The 17,660-nt window shown below is 65.5% G+C and carries 19 protein-coding genes; 8 read left to right on the forward strand and 11 right to left on the reverse strand.

The window, feature by feature from the left end; genetic code table 11:
- Positions 1-44 precede the first annotated feature (44 nt).
- The 5 genes from JMT67_RS06540 to JMT67_RS06555 form a co-directional block, all read right to left on the reverse strand.
- Complete coding sequence (locus JMT67_RS06540) at positions 45-920, reverse strand: polyprenyl synthetase family protein (protein ID WP_152951165.1); 876 nt, start codon at positions 918-920, stop codon at positions 45-47.
- 79 nt (positions 921-999) lie between these two features.
- On the reverse strand, positions 1,000-1,251 hold the full coding sequence (locus tag JMT67_RS06545) for an exodeoxyribonuclease VII small subunit (RefSeq protein WP_054766482.1): 252 nt from the start codon (positions 1,249-1,251) through the stop codon (positions 1,000-1,002).
- 48 nt (positions 1,252-1,299) lie between these two features.
- On the reverse strand, positions 1,300-1,962 hold the full coding sequence (locus JMT67_RS06550; protein WP_183214986.1) for a histidine phosphatase family protein: 663 nt from the start codon (positions 1,960-1,962) through the stop codon (positions 1,300-1,302).
- A 41-nt stretch (positions 1,963-2,003) separates the two neighbouring features.
- Positions 2,004-2,213, reverse strand: a complete 210-nt coding sequence (locus JMT67_RS16475; RefSeq protein WP_325100319.1) for an arginase family protein — start codon at positions 2,211-2,213, stop codon at positions 2,004-2,006.
- Between the two features lie 39 nt (positions 2,214-2,252).
- Positions 2,253-2,618, reverse strand: coding sequence for a winged helix-turn-helix transcriptional regulator (locus JMT67_RS06555; RefSeq protein WP_221233496.1), 366 nt, complete (start codon positions 2,616-2,618; stop codon positions 2,253-2,255).
- Between the two features lie 91 nt (positions 2,619-2,709).
- On the opposite strand from JMT67_RS06555, the gene JMT67_RS06560 reads away from it, so the two are divergent.
- The 6 genes from JMT67_RS06560 to JMT67_RS06585 are packed head-to-tail and all read left to right on the forward strand — an operon-like array spanning position 2,710 to position 6,596.
- Positions 2,710-3,708 carry a zinc-binding alcohol dehydrogenase family protein gene (locus tag JMT67_RS06560; RefSeq protein WP_183214987.1) on the forward strand — a complete coding sequence of 333 codons (999 nt, stop codon included), beginning with the start codon at positions 2,710-2,712 and terminating at the stop codon, positions 3,706-3,708.
- 16 nt (positions 3,709-3,724) lie between these two features.
- Positions 3,725-4,252: a GNAT family N-acetyltransferase gene (locus tag JMT67_RS06565; RefSeq protein ID WP_201463020.1), complete on the forward strand. Its 528-nt coding sequence runs from the start codon at positions 3,725-3,727 to the stop codon at positions 4,250-4,252.
- Between the two features lie 14 nt (positions 4,253-4,266).
- Positions 4,267-4,551, forward strand: a complete 285-nt coding sequence (locus JMT67_RS06570; protein WP_007442198.1) for a nucleotidyltransferase family protein — start codon at positions 4,267-4,269, stop codon at positions 4,549-4,551.
- The gene (locus JMT67_RS06575) at positions 4,544-4,882 is read left to right on the forward strand and encodes a HepT-like ribonuclease domain-containing protein (protein WP_191554411.1); all 339 of its coding nucleotides are present in this window, start codon (positions 4,544-4,546) and stop codon (positions 4,880-4,882) included. Before JMT67_RS06570 ends, JMT67_RS06575 begins: the two co-directional genes overlap by 8 nt.
- Entirely contained in the window at positions 4,882-6,060 is a 1,179-nt protein-coding gene (locus JMT67_RS06580) for a vWA domain-containing protein (RefSeq protein ID WP_201463021.1), read from the forward strand. The genes JMT67_RS06575 and JMT67_RS06580 overlap by 1 nt, the downstream gene beginning before the upstream one ends.
- A gap of 50 nt (positions 6,061-6,110) precedes the next feature.
- Positions 6,111-6,596, forward strand: coding sequence for a hypothetical protein (locus JMT67_RS06585; protein ID WP_183214991.1), 486 nt, complete (start codon positions 6,111-6,113; stop codon positions 6,594-6,596).
- Positions 6,597-6,659: 63 nt separating this feature from the next.
- On the opposite strand, the gene JMT67_RS06590 is transcribed toward JMT67_RS06585, so the two are convergent.
- From JMT67_RS06590 to JMT67_RS06610, 5 genes are all read right to left on the reverse strand, one after another.
- Positions 6,660-6,842 (reverse strand): CsbD family protein, encoded by a 183-nt coding sequence (locus JMT67_RS06590; RefSeq protein ID WP_183214992.1) that lies wholly within the window; start codon positions 6,840-6,842, stop codon positions 6,660-6,662.
- Positions 6,843-6,927: 85 nt separating this feature from the next.
- Positions 6,928-7,371, reverse strand: a complete 444-nt coding sequence (locus JMT67_RS06595; RefSeq protein WP_182713277.1) for an NUDIX domain-containing protein — start codon at positions 7,369-7,371, stop codon at positions 6,928-6,930.
- A 15-nt stretch (positions 7,372-7,386) separates the two neighbouring features.
- A complete protein-coding gene (locus JMT67_RS06600) occupies positions 7,387-8,424 on the reverse strand; it encodes a sensor histidine kinase (RefSeq protein ID WP_183215240.1) in 1,038 nt (345 codons plus the stop codon).
- Positions 8,425-8,426: 2 nt separating this feature from the next.
- Complete coding sequence (locus JMT67_RS06605; RefSeq protein ID WP_224761032.1) at positions 8,427-8,849, reverse strand: response regulator; 423 nt, start codon at positions 8,847-8,849, stop codon at positions 8,427-8,429.
- Positions 8,846-10,372, reverse strand: a complete 1,527-nt coding sequence (locus JMT67_RS06610) for a sensor histidine kinase (RefSeq protein ID WP_054767033.1) — start codon at positions 10,370-10,372, stop codon at positions 8,846-8,848. Before JMT67_RS06610 ends, JMT67_RS06605 begins: the two co-directional genes overlap by 4 nt.
- Before the next feature lie 132 nt (positions 10,373-10,504).
- Between JMT67_RS06610 and JMT67_RS06615 the strand changes: the two genes are divergently transcribed.
- Together JMT67_RS06615 and JMT67_RS06620 are read left to right on the forward strand one after the other, a co-directional pair.
- Positions 10,505-11,215, forward strand: a complete 711-nt coding sequence (locus JMT67_RS06615; RefSeq protein ID WP_054766493.1) for a hypothetical protein — start codon at positions 10,505-10,507, stop codon at positions 11,213-11,215.
- Positions 11,216-11,624: 409 nt separating this feature from the next.
- Positions 11,625-15,194, forward strand: a complete 3,570-nt coding sequence (locus tag JMT67_RS06620; protein ID WP_201463022.1) for a TonB-dependent receptor — start codon at positions 11,625-11,627, stop codon at positions 15,192-15,194.
- Between the two features lie 369 nt (positions 15,195-15,563).
- On the opposite strand, the gene flhA is transcribed toward JMT67_RS06620, so the two are convergent.
- A complete protein-coding gene (gene flhA / locus JMT67_RS06625) occupies positions 15,564-17,654 on the reverse strand; it encodes a flagellar biosynthesis protein FlhA (RefSeq protein WP_191555081.1) in 2,091 nt (696 codons plus the stop codon).
- Positions 17,655-17,660: the final 6 nt, after the last annotated feature.

Here is a 17,660-nt window from a genome sequence, read left to right on the forward strand (position 1 = left end):
GGTAGTCTGATCAATCAACCCGCGAGGGCGGTCGACGTTTCGTATCAGGACCGGCGCCTTAGCACAAAGTCCACGCTCGCCTTGAGGATTTCCGCCTCATCGCCAAAGGACTCCAGGTGGGCGCGAGCCTGATCGGACAACAGCGCGACCCTCTGTCGCGCCTCGTCCAGCCCCAACAGGGTGACGAAATTGGTCTTGCCCAGGGCCGCGTCCTTGCCGCCGGCGGCCTTGCCCATTTCCTCGGCCGAACCCTCGGCGTCCAGAATGTCGTCGACGATCTGATAGGCCAGGCCGACGTCGTGGGCGAAGCTGATCAGGGCGTGCTGATGCTGGGCCGAAGCCTCGGCGATGATCAGCGGAATCTCGAAGGCATAGGCGAACAGGGCGCCGGTCTTCAGACGTTGCATCCGGGCGACCCCGCCCAGGTCGTCGCGCACGCCCAACAGGTCGATCATCTGGCCGCCCGCCATGCCCCGCGCGCCCGAGGCCAGCGACAGCCGGGCCGCCAGTTCGCAGCGGACGGCGGGATCGTCGTGGGTGTCCTCGTGCAGAATGATGTCGAAGGCCGCCGTCTGAAGCGCGTCGCCGGCCAGGACCGCCGTGGCCTCGTCATAGGCGCGGTGGACGGTCGGGCGGCCGCGCCGCATGTCGTCGTCGTCCATACAGGGCAGGTCGTCGTGGACCAGGCTGTAGGCATGGACGCATTCCAGGGCGCAGGCGGCGCGCAGCACCGACCGCGCGTCGATGTCGAACAGCCGCGCCGCCTCAAGGGCGAAAAAGGGCCGCAGCCGTTTGCCCGGTCCCAGGGCCGCATAGCGCATGGCCTCGGTCAGGCGGGATTCCGGCCCTTCCGCGCGCGGCAACAGCTCATCCAGCGCCACCGTCACCAGATCGGCGACCTCGGCGACCCGGTCGATCACGGCCTGCTCGGGCGAATTGGCGGCGATGACCCGGTTCAAGACGATCGACCGCCCTTGGCCGCAAGAGGACGATGCGGCTTCATTCGAACGACGCCGCCTCAACGCCCTTGGCCTGGCCGTCCGGCCCGACCACGATCTTTTCGACCCGCAGCTGGGCCGCCTTCAGACGCGCCTCGCAATGGGCCTTCAGCCGGGCGCCCTCTTCGTACAGGGCGATGGATTCCTCCAGCGGGGCCTGGCCGGATTCCAGGCGCGAGACGATGGTCTCCAGACGCTGCAGCGCGTCTTCGAAGCTGAGGTCGGCGGGAATGGCGGGTGCGGCGTCGGTCATGGCGCGCGACCCTAAAGACCCGGTCGCCCCGCATCAACGGTTATGCGGCTAGCGTTTTTCGTAACGGCGCTGCGACCAGTATTTGAAGCCCTGGTTATGCACCAGTTTCCACCCGTCGGCCTTCAGACGCGCGCCGACCATATGGTTGAAATAGCCGTGGGCGAAGACCAGGACGTCCTGGCCGGTCTCGGCGCGGGCGATCAGCTTGCGGGCCGCCTGTTCGGCGCGAACCTCGGCCTGGGCCCGGGTCTCCTGGCCGCCGTGATGATCGAAGGCGTGCCACCAGAAGCGCGACACCACCCCCCACCATTTCGGCGACAGCTTGATCCAGTCGGGGATCGGCGGCGGCGGCAGGGGCGCCTCGATGAACATGACGTCCGACATCACTTCCCGCCCGGCGACGACGGCGGCGGCCGTCTCCTGGGCCCGCTGGCGGGTGGAGGCGTAGATGGCGCCGGCGCCCTGGGCGGCGGCGACCAGTTCGGGCGGGGGCGTCTGGCCCGCCAGCAGACCGCCGACCTCGTACTTCGCCCACCAGTCTCCGTACTCGCGGGCAGTGATCAGGCACTTGCGCGACAGGGCGGGTTCGCCGTGGCGCGTCAGGATGATGGCGCCGGGCCGGACGCCCCTCGCGGCAGGCGCGCCAACAGAGCCGCCCACCTGAACGGCGGTCTCTTCAGTCGAATCGAGGGACAGGGCGGGGGCTGACATGGCGATGGGACGAACCTTAAGGTTTCAAGGCCTTATACGTCCTAATCCTCCCCGAGCGCGGCGACGTGTGCGACCGCGGAGCGGCCTGGTCCTTCAAGGTCGTAACCGCCCTCGCGCGCGGACACAACCTTGCCCGAACAGGTCCGGCGCGCGTTTCCCCGAACCGCGCAGGTCGCCCAGGTGAAATCCTCGGCCTCGAGCGACGGGTGCGCCAGCGGATCGCGCGCCGCATGGGGGGGCGACCAGCGCATGGGCCGGCATCGAGGCGTGGGTGAAGACCGGAAGGCCGCTCATGTCTCAACCTCCATGCGCAGATGAGCCTCGCCCCAGGCGCGCAGGGCGAGAATGACCGGAGACAGCGTCCGCCCCGCCCCCGTCAGGCGGTAATCGACGCGGGGCGGAACCTGAGCATAGACCGTCCGATGCACCAGTCCCGCCGCCTCCAGCTCGCGCAACTGCTTTGTCAGCATCCGCTGAGTGACGCCGGGAAGATGACGTTTCACCTGACTGAACCGCAGGGGGCCGTCGAGCAGATGATAGACGATCACGCCCTTCCACTTGCCGCCGATCAGATTGAGGGCGGCGTCGACGACGCATTCACCCGGCCGTACGTTTCGAGGCGGCGCCACGAAGGTTTCGGAAAAGACGGTATCCATTCGGGTACTACATACAGAAAAATGCCGTTCTTGCGCCGAATGTAGCTGAAGGCGATGTGGGGCGCGACGACACAAACCAAGGAGCATTGTCATGAAGGCCATCGGCACGACCGGCCCCCGCCCCGTTTCCGATCCCGCCGCCCTGATCGCGTTCGAGGCCGCCGAGCCTGAGCTGCGCCCGCGGGATCTGCTTGTTGCAGTCAAGGCCGTCAGCCTGAACCCCGTGGACACAAAGGTGCGCAGCAGTCGGCAGCCGGACCAGCCCAGCATCCTAGGCTATGACGCCGCAGGCGTGGTGATCGGCGTCGGCGCCGACGTCAGCCTGTTCAAGGTCGGAGACGAGGTCTTCTACGCCGGCCAGATCGACCGCCCCGGCTCGAACGCCGAACGTCAGGCGGTGGACGAACGGATCGTGGGCCGCAAGCCCCGGTCGTTGAACTTTGTCGAGGCCGCCGCCCTGCCCCTGACCGCCATCACCGCCTGGGAACTGCTGTTCGACCGAATGAAGGCGGACCGGCACGAGGACGAGAGCCTGTTGATCGTCGGCGGCGCCGGCGGGGTCGGGTCCATCCTGATCCAGATCGCCAAGGCCATGACGAAACTGCGTGTCGTCGCCACCGCCTCTCGCCCTGAAACCCGCCAATGGTGCCTGGACCTGGGGGCGGACGCCGTCATCGACCATTCCCGCCCCATCGACGAAGCCCTGACGGAAGCCGGCGAACGGGCGCCGAAATATATCGCATCCCTGACCCACACGGCCGGCCATTTCGAGGCCCTGGCCCGCGCCGTGGCGCCCCAGGGGGTCATCGGCGCCATTGACGACTTCAAGGGTCTGCCGGTCGAACTGCTGAAGCAGAAGGCGGCCGGTTTCGTGTGGGAGTTCATGTTCACCCGCCCGGTCCACCAGACCCCCGACATGATCCGGCAGCACGAAATCCTGAACGCCGTGTCGGAGGCGGTCGACGCCGGCGCCATCCGCACCACCCTGACCCGCAACCTGGGCCGGCTTTCGGTCGAGACCCTTCTAGACGGGCATCGCCAGTTGGAAAGCGGCTCGACGATCGGCAAGGTCGCGCTGGACGGCTTCTGAGGCTAAGGGGCGGGTCATGACCGAGATCCTGATCCGCACCCCCCGCCCCGGAGACGCCGAAGCCCTGGGCGCCCTGGGGCGTCGGACCTTCGTCGAGACCTTCGTGACCGGCTTCGGCATTCCCTACCCCGAGGCGGACCTCACGGCCTTTCTGGACGCCAGCTTCGATCCCGAACCGACACGGAAAAAGCTGGCCGAACCCAACGCAGCCTGGTGGGTGGCCGAGCGGGACGGCGAACTCCTGGCCTTCGCCAACGCCGGTCCCAACGGCCTGCCCCACCCCGAGGCGCGGCCGGAGCATATGGAGCTGCGCCGCCTGTATGTGTCCAAGGCCGCCCAGGGCCTGGGCCTGGGCACGAAGCTGCTGACCCTGTCGCTGGACTGGATGGAGGCCAACACGGGCGGCCCGCTCTGGATCGGCGTCTGGAGCGGCAACGAAAAGGCTCAGCGCCTGTACGCCGCCTATGGGTTCGAGAAGGCGGGCGAATATGAATACCCGGTCGGCGCCTGGCGCGACCACGAGTTCATCTTGCGGCGCGGATAGACTATGATCCGGCCATGACCCGCGCCGAACTGCTGGAAAAGCTGCGTGAGCTTAAGCCCTGGCTGGAAGAGCAGGGCATCGTCAACCTGCGCCTGTTCGGCAGCTACGCCCGCGACGAGGCGGGACCGGACAGCGACGTGGATTTGCTGGTGGACACCTCGAGACCGATGGGCATCGAGTTTCTAACGACGGAGCGTCTGCTTTCGGAAAGACTGGAAACGCCGGTCGAGTTCTGTTCGTGGGAAGTCATGCGGCCCTATGTCAGGACGAAGGTCGAGAAAGACCTGATCCTTGTCTGACGAAGCCGATGCGATCCTGATAGCCGAAATCCGGGACGCCGCAAGCCGTGTAAAATCCTACATTGCGCCTGAAGGCCGGGAAGGCTTCATGTGTCAAACCCTGGTCTATGACGCCGTCTGCATGAACCTGTTGCGGACAGGCGAATGCGCCCGCTTCCTGAGCGACGCCGTAAAGACGCGACTGCCGGACATTCCATGGCCCGACATCGTCAGTCTCCGAAATCGAGTGGCGCACAGCTACGAAACGTTGAAGCCGGAAGTCCTCTGGCTGATCGCCAGCGTCAGTCTGCCACAACTGGACGCGGCGCTCCGCAGCCTGGGTGAAGCCTGATGCTCCTGCCCTTCTTCACCGCCCTGCGCGACGCCAAGGTTCCGGTGTCGATGAAGGAATGGCTTCATCTGATGGAGGCCATGGACCGCGATCTGGCGGGCCGCGAGGTCGAGGCCTTCTATCACCTGTCGCGAGCCGTCCTGGTCAAGGACGAGAAACACTATGACCGGTTCGACCAGGTGTTCGGGACCGTATTCAAGGGCGTGGAATCTGTCGGGGCGGGCGAGGACCTGACCACCGACATCCCCGAGGAATGGCTGCGGCTGCTCAACGAGAAATATCTGACCGACGAGGAAAAGGCCCAGATCGAGGCGCTCGGCGGGTTCGACAAGCTGATGGAGACGCTGAAACAGCGGCTGGAGGAGCAGAAGGAACGCCATTCCGGCGGCTCAAAATGGATCGGCACGGGCGGGACCAGTCCCTTCGGCCACGGCGGCTATAATCCCGAGGGCGTGCGGATCGGCGGCCCCGGACGACAGGGTCGGGCGGTCAAGGTCTGGGAAAAGCGCGAGTTCAGGAACCTGGACGACACGGTCGAACTGGGCACGCGCAACATCAAGGTCGCCTTGCGTCGCCTGCGCCGGTTCGCGCGCGAGGGGGCGGCGGAAGAGCTGGACATCGACGGCACCATCGACGGCACGGCGCGCCAGGGCTGGCTGGACATCCAGATGCGGCCAGAGCGACGCAACACGATCAAGGTGCTGCTGTTCCTGGACATCGGCGGCTCGATGGACGGCCACATCAAGCTGGTGGAGGAGCTGTTCTCGGCCGCCCGGACCGAGTTCAAGAACCTGGAATTCTTCTATTTCCACAACTGCCTGTACGAAGGCGTCTGGAAAGACAACCGGCGGCGTCACACCGAGCGGATCGCCACCTGGGACCTGCTGCACAAATACCCCGGCGACTGGCGCGCCATCTTCGTCGGCGATGCGACCATGAGCCCCTATGAGATCACCATGCCCGGTGGTTCGGTCGAACACTGGAACGAGGAGGCCGGGGCGGTGTGGATGAAGCGAGCCCGTCAGCAGTGGGACAAGTCGGTCTGGCTGAACCCGGTGCAGGAACGGTATTGGAGCTACACCGCCTCGGTTGGCCTGTTGCGGGAGCTGATGGAGGACCGAATGTTCCCCCTGACGCTGGAAGGGCTCGACAAGGCGATGCGGGCGCTGACAAGGTAGGTTCGCCTGCGGGGCGAGCCGCCCCGTGGATTGTGAAAGAGGCCAGAGACATGCTCGCCGCCTTCGCCCTGCTTCTTCTGGCCCAACAGGCCGCCCCGACCGTGGTGTGGGAGGCGCCGCCCGCCGCCGAAGCCCCGCCGCCGCGTCCCGCCCACAATGTTCCGGAATGGGGTCTCGCCGATCCGTTCGGCTATGAGCGGGCGCGGTGCAGCCCGCAGCTGCGCGGCGCGAGATCGCTGGAAGTCTGTCAGGCCGAGGTTCGCGCCCAGCTGGCCCTGGCTCTGGGGCCGGATCTGCCCGACGCCCTGCGCCCTGAGGGGATGGCGGGCGACTGCCAGATGGCCCAGGCGGCCCAGGGCGGCTCGTCCTACGGCCTGCAGTGCGGCCCTCAGTCGCGGGCGCCGACCGACTCTCCCCGGCCCAAGGAGGTGGATTGCCGCCCCCGTCCCGAACGGGGCGGCTTCAGTTCGGAATGCCGACCGGTGGGGACGACCGAGGACAAGGGGCTGACGCTGAAGCTATGGGGCAATGACTGACCCGAACGAAAACGCCGCCCGCGATCGCGGACGGCGTTGAACGTCTTTGAATAGTCGGTCGCGTCAGTTGCGATTGTCGCGCAGACTGTCCTTCACGCCGCCGACGGTGTTTTGGACCTTGCCTTCGACCTGGTCCGCCTTGCCCTCAGCCTGAAGCTTGGAATCGCCGGTCATCTTGCCGACGCCTTCCTTGATCTTGCCGCCGACATTCTTGGCGGAGCCTTCAATACGGTCTTGATCTGGCATGGGAATTCTCCTGTTTCGAGCGACGCCGCGATGGCGCTGCAAGGTGAAGGAGAAACGGGAGCGGGTCCGGGCCGTTCCGTAAGGCTCAGCTTGCCCGACGCAGCCACACCGCGACCGCCCAGGCGTGGGAGTCGTGGCGCAGACGCGACAAAGCCACGGTCGGGTCCAGCCAGACCAGGGTGTGATCGTCCTCGCACTTGGCCTGGGGGTTCTCGGCCGTGACCGTCGCGGTCCAGAAGCCGCCGACGTTGCAGAGGGGCTCGCCGGTGCTTTTCAGATGATACTGGCCCGCCTCGGCGATGCGGTTCAGAGGCGTCACAGACAGGCCGGTTTCCTCGACGAACTCGCGCACCAGGGCCTCGACCTCGGTCTCCTCGCCATCCACCGCCCCGCCGGGAAGATCGAAATAGGCGCCGGCCGCTCGTTCGACCCGGACGCAGGCGATCAGGCCGTCGCGCTCCACCACGCCGAAGGCCGTGGCGCGGTGGCGATAGTCGAGCGCGGGATTACGAAGGCCGAACTGGAGCATGATGCAGATCCGACCTTAGAGGTCGAACGCCAATTTGGCGCGCACGCCCTTGTGCGCCGCGTCGAACTCGACGGCTGAGCGCAGGCCCGAGGCCATGGCCGAAATGATCTTGCCGCCCAGGCCGGTGCCCTTGGGTGTTCCGTCTCCCAGACCCGGACCGTCGTCTTCGACCGTCAACAGGGCGCGATGCTCGCCGTCCGGCTTCAGGCTGATGCGGATCTCCCCGCCCTGCCCAGGCTGATAGGCGTACTTCACCGCATTGGTGACCAATTCGGCGACGACGACGCCCAGGGACACGGCCTGGTCCGTGGTGACCCAAAGGGGAGCGGCGTCGACGACCAGACGCGGCGAACCTTCGCCGGGCCCCAGCGACTTGGACAGCTCGTCCATCAGGCCTTGCAGATATTCGTCCATGGCCACCCGGCTCATGTCGCCGGAGGTGTAGAGGCGGCGATGGACGTGGGCCACGGCCTCGATCCGCGCCTGGGATTCACGCAGAGCCTCGCGCGCGCCTTCATCGCTGATGTGGCGCATCTGCAGCGACATGAAGCTGGACACCAGCTGCAGCGAATTGCCGACGCGGTGATTGACCTCGCGCAGCATGGCCTCGGCGCGGTCGCGGGCCAGACGGATCTCTTCCTGGGCGATCTCGTTCTCGCGCTGAAGCCGCCGACGCAACAGGGCGTCCTCGAGGGCCGACCGCAGCAGGGCGGTGAAGTCCTCGGACACGTCCTTGATGACATAGTCTGCGGCGCCGGCGCGCAGGGCGGCGACGGCGATCCGCCCGTCCTGGGCCCCCGTCACATAGACCACGGGCGGCGGCGCCGGCAGGGCCAGGATGTCCGGCAGGACGTCCAGACCGTCCCGGCTGGGCATATAGTGGTCCAGGGCGCAGATGTCGTACTGGTTGGCGGCGAGCAGCTCCAACCCTGCGTCGCCGTCCGGGGCGCAGGTGACGGCGTAGCCGTGGCGGGTCAGTTCCTTCTCGACCAGCCGCGACAGGCCGCGGTCGTCGTCGATGTAGAGCAGACGGATGGGGCCGGACAGTCCGATCGTTAAATCTCCGGCGCCTGCATGACCGACAGGAAGAGACCCAGCTGACGGATCGCGCCGGCGAAGGACTCATAATCGACAGGCTTGGTGATGTAGACGTTGCAGCCCAGGTCGTAGCAGCGCTGGATTTCGACCTTGTCGTCGGTGGTGGTCAGAACCACGACGGGCGCCCGCTTCAAACGGTCGTCGGCCTTCACCTTTTCCAGAATGTCCGTGCCCGACATGTCGGGCAGGTTCAGATCCAGCAGGATCAGCAGCGGGCCGTTGGCCAGGATTTCCGCGCTGAACAGATAGTCCAGAGCGGCCCCGCCCTCATCGAAATGCTTGATCTCGTTGCTGATGTTGGCGCGACGGATGTTCTTTTCGATCAGTTTGGCGTGACCGTGGTCATCCTCGACCATGATGATTTTGACGGCTTGCGTCACAGTACGCCTCCAGGTTCCGACAGGATCAGTCGTTTGGGGAATTTCAGGAGGAAAGTCGAGCCCTTGCCAAGCTCGGACTCGATATCGATCGTGCCGCCGATGCGCCGAACGCTGTTGCGGACGAAGGCCAGGCCCAGGCCCTCGCCTCTTCGGTCCTGTTTCCCGGAGCGCCGGAACAGTTCGAAGATGCGTTCGTGGTCCCGCGCGGCGATGCCGCGACCGTTGTCGGCGACTCGATAGACGACCCAGCCGCCGGGCAGGTCTTCGCCGGATATGACGATTTCGCCAGGGCGGCCGGCGTCCAGATATTTGACCGCATTGTCGATCAGATTGCCCAGAATCTGTTCCATCGACAGGCGGTCGCTTTCGATCGACGGCAGGGCCTCCACCAGGATCTGGGCGCCGGCGGCCTCGGTCTGATGGTGAACGCTGTCGGCGATGTTGCGAGCCATGGCGGTCATGTCCAGGGTCTCCGGCAGGAGATTGCGACGCCCTTCGCGCGAGAGGCGCAGGATGGCGTTGATCAGCCGGTCCATCTTCTCGGTCGAGGCGCGGATGAAGCCCAGGGCCTCGGGCATGTCTTCGCGCACGGCGGTGACGATGTCGGCCGACACCTCGCGTTCCGCCTCGGCCTCGGCCACCCCGCGCTCGATGATCTTTCCGGCCTGCTCCAGTTCGGAGGTGTAGCCCATCACATTGACCAGGGGCGCGCGCAGATCGTGGCTGACGATATAGGCGAAGCGCTGGATTTCCTCATTGGCGCGGGTCAGGGCGGCGGTGCGGTCTCGCACCATGTCCTCCAGGCCGGCGTTGATGGCGGCCACCTCCTCGCGCGCGTGCTGAATCTCGCCGACATAGCGCCGCACCATCCAGGCCGAGAGCAGCGCAAGGACCAGGACCAGCAGGCCGGTGATGGCGTTCATCACCACGGTCATCATGGCGGCGCGCTCGGACACGCGGGTCCGTTCGGCGATGCGCGCGGACTTGAAGGCGTCGAAATCGTCGATGGTCTGGCGCAGCTCGTCCATATAGCGTTTGCCTTCGCCGGACCGCACCGTCTGGATCGCTTGGCCTATGCGGCCCTCACGCGCCAAGGCCAGGGTCGCCTCCATCTCCCTCAGCTTGGCGTCGGAGAGCCTACGGATTTGGGCCACCGGCGCCCGGAGCGTCGGGTCGGCCGCCGCGCCTTCTTCGAGAAACGCCAGGGCAGGCTCGCGCTCCGCGCGCGCCTCCTCAAAGGGCGTCAGGAAATCGCTGCGGCCGGTCAGCAGAAAGCCGCGTTGCGCGGTCTCCGCATTCAGCATGGAGATCAGGACCGTGCGCGACTGGCGGCGCATCTGCTGGGCGTGTTCGATCGCATCGTTAACCGTGGCGGTGCGCTGTATCATGACGAAGGTCGAGATGTTGACCGTCAGCAGCAGGACGAAGGCCAGGACCAGCAGGCCGGTGACGGATCGCGCCAGGGAGGGCGTGCGCACAAAATCGCTGAACCGCGACCAGCTTTGGCTCGAGGGAAGTTTCATGCGGCGCAGCATTAGCGGCGACCGAGGCTGCGTCAAACGGCAGTCACACGAAACTCTTGGGCCTTTCGCGTCTTCTGATGAGTATGGTCTGGCTTGCCGGTCTGCGGCGGGCGGAAAACGGGGGGAAGAGCGATGATCTGGTGGTGGTGGATTTTACCGGCGGCGGCGGCCCTGATTGGCCTGGTTCTGCTGGTCCGCGGCTTGCGCGCCCTGTTCGGCGGCAGGGCGGTGCGGGGCGTGGCGGGCGCGGCGCTCGGCGGCGGCGTCCTCTGGCTGGCGTCCCTGGCGACCCTGTTCGGCCTGAACCTTCAGACCTACGACCGGCTGACCTATGAACGTCCGGTTGCGAGCCTGGAACTGAGGCGCCTCGGGCCGCAGTATTATGAGATCGAGCTGACGCCCCTGTCGCAGGACAGGCCGGCCGCAGCGACCCTCTATCCTGTCCACGGCGACGACTGGCGGATCGACGCCCAGGTGCTGAAGTGGAAACCTTGGGCCAATGTGCTGGGTCTGGATTCCCAATATCGGCTGGAACGCCTGTCGGGTCGCTATCGCACGGTCGAACAGGAGTTGACCGCCGAACGCAGCGCCTATGATCTGGCGGCCATCGAGGAAAACGCCCGCAACGGCGCCCTGCCCTATAAGGTCGAGGCCTGGGACGCGATCCGGCGTTACCGGCGCTACATCGACGCCGCCGATACCCTCTACGGCTCGGCCGCCTATATGCCGATGGCCGAGGGCGCGCGCTATGAGGTCTGGATCACCCAGTCCGGCCTGATCGCCCGCCCGGTCAATGAGGCCGCGCGCGCCGCCTCCGCCGGCGGCTGGACGGTCGCCGACTAGGCCGAATCCACATTCCGCGCCGCCAAGGCACGATGGCGTCCAAGAGTGCGAAGGCGAGGGAGCGCCCCTCCGATCCGTCATGCCCAAAGCCGGCCCCAAAGGCGGCTGTCGATGACAGGTCTCGACAAGGGGGAGCCTAAGCGCTCGTACCGCTGAGGCGGTACAAATACGATTACGTAAGCAACCAGGCGTTTATGATGCAGGAATGCGACACGGTATAATATTGTCGCGCCGCAGGCGGCGGTCTACTCCAATTTACAAGTCGATTGTGTCAGCTCTTCAACAACCGCGGAAGCGGACAGGCGTATCTGGGGGATACAAGATGAAAGTTGCTTTGCTAACCGGCGCCGCAGTGGCCGCCGTACTGGGGGGTCATGCCCATGCCCAGGAAGCCGCACCGGCTCAGACCGTGACCGAAGTCGTCGTAACCGGTTCGCGCATTAAGCGGCCGCAGTTCGACGGGACGATTCCCGGGGTGCAGGTCACCAAGGAAGAAATCATTCAGCGCGGCTTCAACAATGCTTACGACATCGTGCTGAGCCAGCCGATGGTCTATGCCGGCGCCAGTCCTTATGGAAGCAACGGCGGCCAGACCTCAAGCCTGGGCACTGCCTTCGCCGACCTGCTGGGTCTGGGCAGCCAGCGCACCCTGACGTTGGTCAACGGCCGCCGTCAGGTGTCGGGCAACGCCGCGACGCTGTTCGTCACCGGCAACAACGCCGGCTCCCAGGTCGATCTCGGCGCCATTCCGTCGCAGTTGATCGACCGCGTCGACACCCTGACCGTCGGCGGCGCGGCCGCCTATGGGTCGGACGCCATCGCGGGGGTGATAAACTACATCATCAAGGACAAGTACGTCGGCAGCGAGGCGCGCGTGTCTGCGCGGACCTCCGAGCAGGGCGACGCCAACCGCTACAGCTTCAGCGTCATCCACGGTGAGAACCTGATGGATGACCGGGCCAACCTGACCCTGGCCTTCGAAGAAACCAAGACCGACGCCCTGTACGCCGACGCCCGGCCGTGGACGCTCGACGCCGCGACCGGCGTGACCAATGCGTTCAACGGGTCCAAGCGGAACCCGAACTTCGCCGCCAACGCAGCGATTGACATCGCCGGTCTGAACAACGGGGCGTTCCTGCGCAACACCGACGACGGCATCCCGTCCACGGCCTACGCCTACTTCACGCGCAACTCGCTGCAGTATCCGTCGGGTATCGCGTTTACCCCGACGAGTTCCACTGCGGCCTGTCCGACGACGATCGTCGGGGTGACGGCGTGTCTGTTGCCGACGGGTTCGGTCAGCTCGACTTCGCAGCTGGTCCCCGGCATTCCCACCGGCAACGGCCTGTACTTCACCAATGCGCCGTCGGGCACCTTCCCGAACTTCGCGCCGACCTCGCTGCCGACCGGCGTCACGGCTGCGGCCGTGTTCGCCAGGTACGGCGTGACGCCGCCCACCGGCCTGACCGCCGCCCAGCAGAACACTCTCGCCATCAACGTGCTGCAGAGCAAGCTGCCGACCCTGCGCGAGTATCTGGCCCAGAACCCGAACACCGACATCAACCTGATCGTCGGCTCGCTCTATTCGAACATTCCGCGGATCGCCAATACGGACCCGGCGACTCGGGCGTTGTTCCCCTTCATCGCCAAGCCGGTGCGCTTCAACGCCAACGGCGAGGCCGAAAATTGGTCGTTCGCCAATATCGGGGCGCAGGATCAAGGCACCTTGGGCTCCGCGCCCGGAATCGAAGGCAATAACACCAGCCGCTACAGCCTGATTCAAAACGAGCAGACCCGTAAGAACTTCACGGTCTTCGCGACGTTTGACATCAACGACCGGATCAAGGCCTACAGCCAGAACATCTATTCGACGGTTGAAACGGTGCTGCCGCGAAATGGGGCTTCCGGTAACGCCGTGACCTCCGCCGGGAGCGAGACTTCGGGCATTCTGATCAGCATCAACAACCCGTACCTGAGTGCGACGTCGCAGCAGCTGCTGCGCAGCAGCGGCGCGGTCAATAGCGCCAACAACTTCATCATGTCGCGCACCAACCAGGACATCCTGGGCGACAACCCTCAGCGCGGCGTCACCAACATCGGCAACTTCGCCCAAGGCCTGAAGGGCGACTTCGACTTCCTGCACCGCAACTGGACCTGGGACGTGTCCTACACCTACGGCAAGGCTGATGGTAAGGTCGAGTTCACTGGTATTCGGGACCTGGAGTACCTGCTGGCGATCGACACCGTTCGCGACAGCAGCGGCGCCATCACCTGCCGCGCCAAGACCAACCCTTCCGCCTATCTGGGCAAGAGCCCGTCGGTGATTGTCACCAACCTGGCCGACACTCCGGCGGCGAATGGCCTGGTCGCGAAGCAGCCGTTCCAGCCCGTCGTGACCCAGGCCATGATCGACAGCTGCCAACCGCTGAATCCGTTCGGCTACAATCAGATGACGCAGGCGGCGAAAGACTACGTCACCGCTCAGCAGTTCTACGCCTTCGAGAACGTCCAGACCTTCCTGCAAGGCTCGGTGACCGGGGACCTGTTCGAACTGCCGGGCGGTCCGCTGGGCGTGGCGCTCGCCGCCGAACGCCGCACCACGAAGAACGACTACTGGGTCGATGACGTTTCGCGCTACGGTCGCACGCGATCGGCGGCGATCTCGGCGACTCAGTACGAGACCGAGGCGCAGGAATACGGCGTCGAGGTGAATATCCCCGTCCTGGGCAATGGCTTCAACCTGCCGTTCGCCCAACGTCTGGAAATCAACTCGGCGGTTCGTTGGTCCAAGCAGACCGGCGAGGCCGCGACCTTCGTAAACCAGCAAGGTGCGACGGTCAGCCCGACCTACGACGGCGACTGGTCGAAGATCTGGTCGCTCGCCGCCACTTTCCAGCCGATCCGCGACATCACCTTCCGCGGCAATGTCACCCGCTCGATCCGCCAGCCGGACGGCGTGGAGCTGTTCTTGGGCGGTCAGGCTTCCTTCACGTCGATGAGCGACCCGTGCGCAGTCGGCAATATCAACTCGGGCCTGAACCCGGCGACGCGGAAGGCCAACTGTATCGCCGCTGTTCGCGCCGCGGGCTACGCATCGACCAACGCCGAGGCCGAAACCTTCCTCAGCACCTTCAGTCCCGGCACGCCTTCGGTGCTGGGCGCCCGCTTCGGCAACGATGAACTGAAACCGGAGCGCGGCGAAAGCTGGACGGCGGGCGTGGTGCTTGAACCGCGCTACGTGCCGAACCTGCGGATGTCGTTCGATTACATCGACATCCAACTGAAGGACCAGCTGACCCGCGTCTCGGCGGAACAACTTCTGACCTACTGCTACGACTCCGCGTCCTATCCGGACAATAGCGGCCAGTTCGGTCTGAACACCTGCGGCTCGGTTCCGCGGTACACGTCGGGGACGGAGCCGAACCCCAGCCGCGCGTTCAGCGTCAACGACGGCTGGCAGTCCACATATCTGAACCTGGCTCAGACCAACCTGCGCGCCGCCAACATCGTCGTCGTCTATCGCAAAAAGCTGGCGGAGCTGTTCGGGTCGTCGAGCGACTGGGGCAGCGTGTCGGTGAACAGCAACCTCTACCGCGTCTACGAGTCGAGCTTTAGCCCCACGGGTCTGGCGGGCGACACCGAGCAGTATCTCGGCAGCATCGGCACGCCGAAGTGGCAGAGCAACACCACGATCGGCTACACGCGCAAGAGAATCTCCACCAGCCTGAACTTCTACACGCAGTCCGACACCATCCGCTTCAACGGTTCGGTGCCGGCGACGATCGAACAGAACGCCTACCTCGACCGCAAGGGCTACGCCATATACAACCTCTATGTCGGCTATCAGCTCAACGATGAGGTCGATGTGCGTTTCAACGTCAACAACCTCTCCAATAAACGGTGGGAAGAGGAGGCGGTCGGCGCCATCTACAGCACGGTTGGCCGCACCTTCCAGTTCAGCATCAACGGGCGCTTCTAGAGCCTGATCTGTTGCCCAGGAATCGCTTCGCGGTTCCGCTGACGCCTTAATCAGGCTCCAGATTGGGCGAGAGCAGGACCCATCCTTCTGCCGGAACCGCTGCGCGGTTCCGGCAGAAACGATTCTGCTCTGGCGGCTCTGGCCAGGCGATCAGCAAGCAAACCCGTCGTCTGAGGCTCTCACAGGCCACGTCAACCTTGGCGGTCAGCCGCCTCGGCAACACCCCCACAGCCTGATCGGCGCACCCTTTTTTGGGCCTGAAGCTCGGCCGACCGCGATCTGCAGACGGGCCCTGCCCAAGGTCCAGTCCAACATCCGATACAGGTGGTCTGATCCTTGTTCGGATCGCAGACCATGGTTGGGATTGCTCTAGACCTGGCCCAGGGTGCGCAGCTTGGCGCGGGGGTGGATTTCGTTCTGGCTCATGACCACCGTCTGGCCCCGGAACCGCTCGATGATCGAGCGGACATAGGGGCGAGTCTGGGGCCCGGTCAGCAGGACGGGATTCTCGCCGGACATAGCGATCCGTTCGAAGGTGTCGCGGACGGCGCGGATGAAGTCCTGCAGCCGCGACGGCGCCATGGCCAGCTGCTTGTCCTCGCCGCCGCCGATCAGGCTTTCGGCGAAGGCGTTCTCCCATTCGGGCGACAGGGTGACGATCGGCAGGGCGCCGTCGCCGCCCTGGTGCTGCCAGCACAGCTGACGGGCCAGGCGGGCGCGGACGTGTTCGACCAGGGTGGTGACGCTGGTGCTGTGGGGCGCGGCCTCGGCCAGCCCTTCCAGAATGGCGGGCAGATCGCGGATCGAAACCTTCTCGCGCAGCAGGGCCTGAAGCACCCTTTGCAGGGTGGTGACGCTGACGACGCTGGGGATCAGCTCCTCGACCAGCTTCTTCTCTTCGGTTCCCAGCTCCTTCAGCAGCTTCTGCACCTCGCCGTAGGACAGCAGGTCCGCCATATTTTCCTTCAGGATTTCGGTCAGGTGCGTCGTCAGGACCGTGGAAGGATCGACCAGCGTATAGCCGTGGAAGGTCGCTTCTTCGCGCAGGGTTTCGCTGATCCAGGTGGCGGGCAGGCCGAAGGCGGGCTCGCGCATATGTTCGCCCGGCAGTTCCACCTGCCCCCCGGCGGGGTCCATCGCCATCAGATGCCCCAGACGCACCTCGCCCGCCCCAGCCTCCATCTCCTTGATGCGGATGGCGTAGCCCTGGGTCGGCAGGCGCATATTGTCCAGAATGCGGACCTGCGGCATGACGAAGCCGTATTCCTGGGCCAGCGATCGACGGAGCGCCTTGATCTGGTCGGTCAGACGCCGCCCTTCCAGATCATTGATCAGGCTGAGCAGCGAATAGCCCAGCTCGATCTTGACCTCGTCGATCGTCAGCACGTTCGAGATCGGCTCTTCGACCTCCTCCTTGGGGGCGGCCGCAGCGGCGACCTCGGCCTCCGTCGGCTGGGGCTTGAGCCGTTGGCGGCCCAGGCGCCAGGCCATGAAGCCCGAACCGATGGCCAGGGCGGCAAAGGGGATCAGCGGCATGCCGGGGATCAGGCCGATCAGACCCGCCGCCCCCGACACCACGCCCAGAGACACGGGGTTGGTGGCCAGCTGGGTCACCAGGGCCTTGTCCGCCGTGCCCTCGACGCCGGCCTTGGACACCAGGAAGCCGGCGGCGATCGAGATGATGATGGCCGGCACCTGGGTGACCAGACCGTCGCCGATGGTCAGCTGCACATAGGTGTTGGCGGCGTCCATGGCCGGCATGCCGTGCTGCAGGGTGCCGATCAATATGCCGCCGATGGCGTTGATGAAGGTGATGATCAGGCCGGCGACGGCGTCGCCGCGCACGAACTTCGAGGCGCCGTCCATGGCCCCGAAGAAGGTCGATTCCTGCTCCAGCTCCTTGCGGCGCAGCTTGGCCTGGTCCTCGGTGATCAGGCCCGACGACAGGTCGGCGTCGATCGCCATCTGCTTGCCCGGCATGGAGTCGAGGGTGAAGCGGGCCGAGACTTCGGCGATCCGGGTCGAACCCTTGGTGATGACGACGAAGTTCACCACCAGGATGATGGCGAAGATGATCACCCCGATGATGAAGTTGCCCCCCATCATCAGCTCGCCGAAGGCGTTGATCACCTGGCCGGCGCTGTCGTGCCCCTCCTGCCCCTTGGTCAGGATCAGCCGCGTCGAGGCCAGGTTCAGGCCCAGACGGAAAAGGGTCGAAACCAGCAGAACCGTCGGGAAGATGGCGAAGTCCAGCGGCTTCTTCATCATCACGGCGGTCATCAGGATCAGCACGGACGAGACCAGCGAGATCGCCAGCAGCAGGTCCAGAAGCATCTTCGGAACCGGCAGGATCAGCAGCATGATCACCCCGATCACGCCGACCGCCATCAGCACCTCGCCGCGGTTGATCCAGCTCAGCACGTCGCGCCCGGTGGGCCGCGCCATGCCGTCCTTCATCATGATCGG

This window comes from Brevundimonas aurantiaca (assembly GCF_904830995.1).
GTDB classification, from domain to species: domain Bacteria; phylum Pseudomonadota; class Alphaproteobacteria; order Caulobacterales; family Caulobacteraceae; genus Brevundimonas; species Brevundimonas aurantiaca.

What these genes read in the sequence shown, in the direction of transcription:
- JMT67_RS06545 (WP_054766482.1), bottom strand. Translation starts at nt 1,251, where the DNA reads ATGACCGACGCCGCACCCGCCATTCCCGCCGACCTCAGCTTCGAAGAC.
- JMT67_RS06550 (WP_183214986.1), bottom strand. Translation starts at nt 1,962, where the DNA reads ATGTCAGCCCCCGCCCTGTCCCTCGATTCGACTGAAGAGACCGCCGTT.
- JMT67_RS16475 (WP_325100319.1), bottom strand. Translation starts at nt 2,213, where the DNA reads ATGCGCTGGTCGCCCCCCCATGCGGCGCGCGATCCGCTGGCGCACCCG.
- JMT67_RS06555 (WP_221233496.1), bottom strand. Translation starts at nt 2,618, where the DNA reads ATGGATACCGTCTTTTCCGAAACCTTCGTGGCGCCGCCTCGAAACGTA.
- JMT67_RS06560 (WP_183214987.1), top strand. Translation starts at nt 2,710, where the DNA reads ATGAAGGCCATCGGCACGACCGGCCCCCGCCCCGTTTCCGATCCCGCC.
- JMT67_RS06565 (WP_201463020.1), top strand. Translation starts at nt 3,725, where the DNA reads ATGACCGAGATCCTGATCCGCACCCCCCGCCCCGGAGACGCCGAAGCC.
- JMT67_RS06570 (WP_007442198.1), top strand. Translation starts at nt 4,267, where the DNA reads ATGACCCGCGCCGAACTGCTGGAAAAGCTGCGTGAGCTTAAGCCCTGG.
- JMT67_RS06580 (WP_201463021.1), top strand. Translation starts at nt 4,882, where the DNA reads ATGCTCCTGCCCTTCTTCACCGCCCTGCGCGACGCCAAGGTTCCGGTG.
- JMT67_RS06585 (WP_183214991.1), top strand. Translation starts at nt 6,111, where the DNA reads ATGCTCGCCGCCTTCGCCCTGCTTCTTCTGGCCCAACAGGCCGCCCCG.
- JMT67_RS06590 (WP_183214992.1), bottom strand. Translation starts at nt 6,842, where the DNA reads ATGCCAGATCAAGACCGTATTGAAGGCTCCGCCAAGAATGTCGGCGGC.
- JMT67_RS06595 (WP_182713277.1), bottom strand. Translation starts at nt 7,371, where the DNA reads ATGCTCCAGTTCGGCCTTCGTAATCCCGCGCTCGACTATCGCCACCGC.
- JMT67_RS06610 (WP_054767033.1), bottom strand. Translation starts at nt 10,372, where the DNA reads ATGAAACTTCCCTCGAGCCAAAGCTGGTCGCGGTTCAGCGATTTTGTG.
- JMT67_RS06615 (WP_054766493.1), top strand. Translation starts at nt 10,505, where the DNA reads ATGATCTGGTGGTGGTGGATTTTACCGGCGGCGGCGGCCCTGATTGGC.
- flhA (WP_191555081.1), bottom strand. Translation starts at nt 17,654, where the DNA reads ATGATGAAGGACGGCATGGCGCGGCCCACCGGGCGCGACGTGCTGAGC.